Source organism: Streptomyces hydrogenans (genome assembly GCF_014656075.1).
Taxonomy (GTDB): Bacteria; Actinomycetota; Actinomycetes; order Streptomycetales; family Streptomycetaceae; genus Streptomyces; species Streptomyces hydrogenans.
On sequence record NZ_BNBS01000259.1, the window covers coordinates 1 to 3,460 of the forward strand.

The 3,460-nt window shown below is 68.2% G+C and carries 4 protein-coding genes and 1 pseudogene; 4 read left to right on the forward strand and 1 reads right to left on the reverse strand.

All coding sequences use genetic code 11. From position 1 onward, the window contains the following. Positions 1 to 78 precede the first annotated feature (78 nt). Together IE321_RS41110 and IE321_RS41115 are read left to right on the forward strand one after the other, a co-directional pair. Positions 79 to 666, forward strand: coding sequence for a matrixin family metalloprotease (locus IE321_RS41110; protein ID WP_190226726.1), 588 nt, complete (start codon positions 79 to 81; stop codon positions 664 to 666). Positions 667 to 668: 2 nt separating this feature from the next. After that, entirely contained in the window at positions 669 to 1,151 is a 483-nt protein-coding gene (locus tag IE321_RS41115; RefSeq protein ID WP_190226727.1) for a hypothetical protein, read from the forward strand. A 931-nt stretch (positions 1,152 to 2,082) separates the two neighbouring features. Here IE321_RS41115 and IE321_RS41120 read toward each other — a convergent pair. Continuing rightward, the gene (locus tag IE321_RS41120) at positions 2,083 to 2,493 is read right to left on the reverse strand and encodes an STAS domain-containing protein (protein ID WP_190226728.1); all 411 of its coding nucleotides are present in this window, start codon (positions 2,491 to 2,493) and stop codon (positions 2,083 to 2,085) included. 113 nt (positions 2,494 to 2,606) lie between these two features. On the opposite strand from IE321_RS41120, the gene IE321_RS41125 reads away from it, so the two are divergent. Together IE321_RS41125 and IE321_RS41130 are read left to right on the forward strand one after the other, a co-directional pair. Continuing rightward, complete coding sequence (locus tag IE321_RS41125) at positions 2,607 to 2,939, forward strand: helix-turn-helix transcriptional regulator (RefSeq protein WP_190226729.1); 333 nt, start codon at positions 2,607 to 2,609, stop codon at positions 2,937 to 2,939. Between the two features lie 293 nt (positions 2,940 to 3,232). Further along, positions 3,233 to 3,460, forward strand: a pseudogene (locus IE321_RS41130) (ATP-binding protein); the annotation flags it as partial.

Consider the following 3,460-nt stretch of genomic DNA (forward strand, 5'->3'; position numbering starts at 1 on the left):
AGAAAACAGAGCAGAACTAACCCTCAGGATTTCTGGCGCATCACACTAGGACGGTACGGAACGCTATCGTCCGGTGACATGAGGACGAGCACCTTAGGCTTCGCGGCCGCCTCGGCAGCCGCCGCGCTGCTGGCTGTTCCGGCCCCGGCGCACGCGGCCCCGAGCGCCGCCCGGCCATATGCGTGCGTAGACGGGCTGGTCGACTCGCGCGGCCGGTCCTCCGTGGACGGCACGGAGATCGCGTGGGACGACGAGTCGAAGTTCGATGACGCGCGTAAGTACGCGGTCAGGGTATGGGGGGCGGGCACGCTCAAGCAGGTGAAGATCGTGGCCGACGGGGCTACGGCGTACGCGGATCTGGAGTTCCGGGACGTCAGCAGCGTCTCCGGGCAGTGGCGTGACGTGTACGGCAAGTGGTCTCCGCAGCACGGCACGGACCATCTTCTGATGAACCGCGCCTACCTGGACAACGGGAAGCGGCGGGGTACGGACGAGCACCGCAGGCGGGTCGCCGCGCACGAGTTGGGGCACGCTCTGGGGTTTTGCCACAAGTCGTACGACGAGGGCCGGTCTTTGTTGTGGGCCGACTACGGCCAGATCGCGGAGCAGAAGCTGAACAGGCCGACCGCGAAAGACATCGAGGCGTATCACGCACTGTGGGGATGATCATGATCAAGAAGACGACGGCCGGGGTGGCGGGCGTAGCGGCCGCCGGGGTGTTGGCGCTGGGCGGCTGGTTCGGCTACCAGGAGTGGTCGGAGCCGCTGGAGGGCCATGTGCTGCGGGGCTATGACGCGACGAGTCCGATGAGCACCGCGCAGCACAGTGAGAACGTGTTCACGGGGCGGGTGACGGCCTTCGAGGAGCAGCGGGACATCGAGGGGTGGACGCAGGACGTCTACCGGGTCGAGGTCGGCTCGGTGTTGCGGGGGAGTGTCAGGGGGGCGGTTCGGGTGACCTACGGCCTGGACGAGGGAACCGCTGTGCGATTGAAGGCGGGCAGTACGTACGTGTTCGCGACCAACGCCTGGACGGACGAGTCGCGGGATGGTCACGCGCAGCTGTTCCAGGGCGAGATGAGGCCGGTGGACTCGGCGCAGCTGGCGGTGTGGAAGGACGCGGCGGCTCTGCCGTTGCGGTTGAGCCAGTAGGCAGGCGCAGGTGAGGGGCGGGGGTTCAGCTGATGGGCGGGATCAACGACAGGTAGGCGCCGGGTATGTGGGCGCCGCGCACAGTCATGCAGAAGTGCTCGGATTCGAAGACGCTCGTGTTCCTGGCGCCTTTCTTGGACCGGTCTGTCGTTCAAGGTCGGGACGACGACGTCGATGCGCGGGTGGGACACGGATTCCTCCACGCCGGGTAAGAGGCCACTGGTCAGTGCTTGGGTGTCGGGTCCGCAACTCGGTGCGCACTGGTTCCTGCGGAAACGCCAAGATCCGGGGTCAGGGCCCCTCTCACGGGTGTGTCGTCCTTGCGGCAGGACCATGCCGGCTCGGGGGTGTCGCCGGTCAGGCCGGCAGCGTGGCGCAGTAGATCACCGGTGCCACCAGAACCACCCGCTGGAACCACTCCCACAACCCGTCCGGCCCAGGACGCTCCCCATGGCCATCGCGGCGGTCAGCCCGGTTTTCACACCGGTCGAGACGATTCCTGAAAGCACCTTGCGTTTCAGATGGGGTCTTCCGGCAAAGGCCCCGGGTCTGGCCTCCTCGTGCCGAACGGCCCGCACCCCTGCCTGGTGCGGGCCGTTCAGCTGCCCGCGCACCTGCCGGAAGGGGGAGACGACAGGTGCATGGGCAGTCAGGGCGGTCCCATGCGCTCGACAACCGCCTGCCCCGGATCCTCCGCTTCACTCCGAGCCCGCCCAAGAAATCGACGACGGGACGGATACGGGGCCGGGGGCGGGAGGTTCGCGGTCCTACCCGAGCGTGCTGGAGCCGGCACGTGTGCTCACGGAGGCACCCGCCGCCGGTGCCGAGGGGACGGGTGCCGGGTCTCTTCCCCTTGATCCATGCGTGCCCCCGTGCCGGTGGGTGTGGGCCTCGGACCGAAACGCCCCGTCCCGGCAGCCCCCGCGTGCGCTCACGAGGCGACGGCGTCGTCGACCGTTTCCCGGATCTGCAGGATGTCGCCCACGCCGGTGATCGCGCAGAGCCTCCGGACCTGCTCCGACGGCGCCACCACGCGCAGCTTTCCCGTCTGGTGGATGAGGATCACCAGATTCAGGAAGGTCGAGTCCGCGAAGGCGACCCCGGAGGCGTCCAGGACCACCTTCGGGTGCGTCTCGGTGGCGATCTTCAACGCCTCGGCCAAGGGGCCGATGGAGTGCATGTCGTAATCGCCGCGGGCCTCGACGACCTGCGCCCCGCAGCACTCGTACTGGGACACCGGATCCTGCCGGGGCTCGTCTCCGGTGCCCTGCCCCGGGAGCGGCTTCCTTCGGGGCGCGGTCAGGAGTGCGGAGGCGACGGCCTCATCCTCGCTCCAAGGCACTCTCGGACTCCCTTCGGTGTTCCCTCCGCGAAAGGGAAGGCGCGACGCTGATTACCGGAAAACTATGTCATGCATTGTCGTTCCGGCAACTGGGGTCGCGTAAAATCCGGGGCATGCCTGGATCCCCTGAATCTCACACCGGATGGACGTTCCTCACGAACCACGCGCGTGTACTGGCCGCCATCGCGGACAACCCGAACGTCCGCATCCGTGACATCGCCGCCCGCTGCCGGCTCACAGAGCGTGCCGTCTCGCGGATCATCGCGGACCTGGAACAGGACGGCTATCTCTCCCACACGCGAGAAGGCCGTACGAACACGTATCGCATAGAGCCGGGCAAGGTGCTGCGTCACCCCGCCGAAGCCGGCCTCCCCCTGGCCTCCCTGTTGTCCCTGCTCGTGCAGGACGAGTCCGAGCGCACCGGCCAGCAGCCGGTCCCCCACTGACGCCCCGGGTCGACGCTCCCCCGCAAGCTCGCTCCCCCGCCATGTGCCTGGCTCTCCTCTGTCGGCACCGGATGCGTCAGGGGGCGATGCACAGGGCAGTCGATGTGGACTGGACGACCGCGGGTCGCGTCTTCGTCGTACCCACCGGCGCACGGCGCGCGCTCGGCACCGCCCGCGACGACGCGGCCTGACCGACCCCCCTTGCGAAACTCCGATGCCGGCTCGGTGTGAGGATCCGATCGGGGGGTATACGGAGCCGCGCACACAGGGTCGCGTGGTGAAGGAGAACGGCAATGGGGCACACAGCGGGCGTTGCGGACGGGCGGCCACTGATGGCGGACATCGTGTCGGTGTCCGGCGTCTTCGAGGGCAGCGAGGACATCGCCGTCGCCCGTGAACTGGCCCGTGCCTTCCTCACCGACGTCCAGGCCGTGCACGGCCTGCCAGTGTCCGAGTACGCGATGAGCGGGGTGGAACTGGTGGTCAGTGAGCTGATCACCAACGCCCGCAAGTACGCCCCC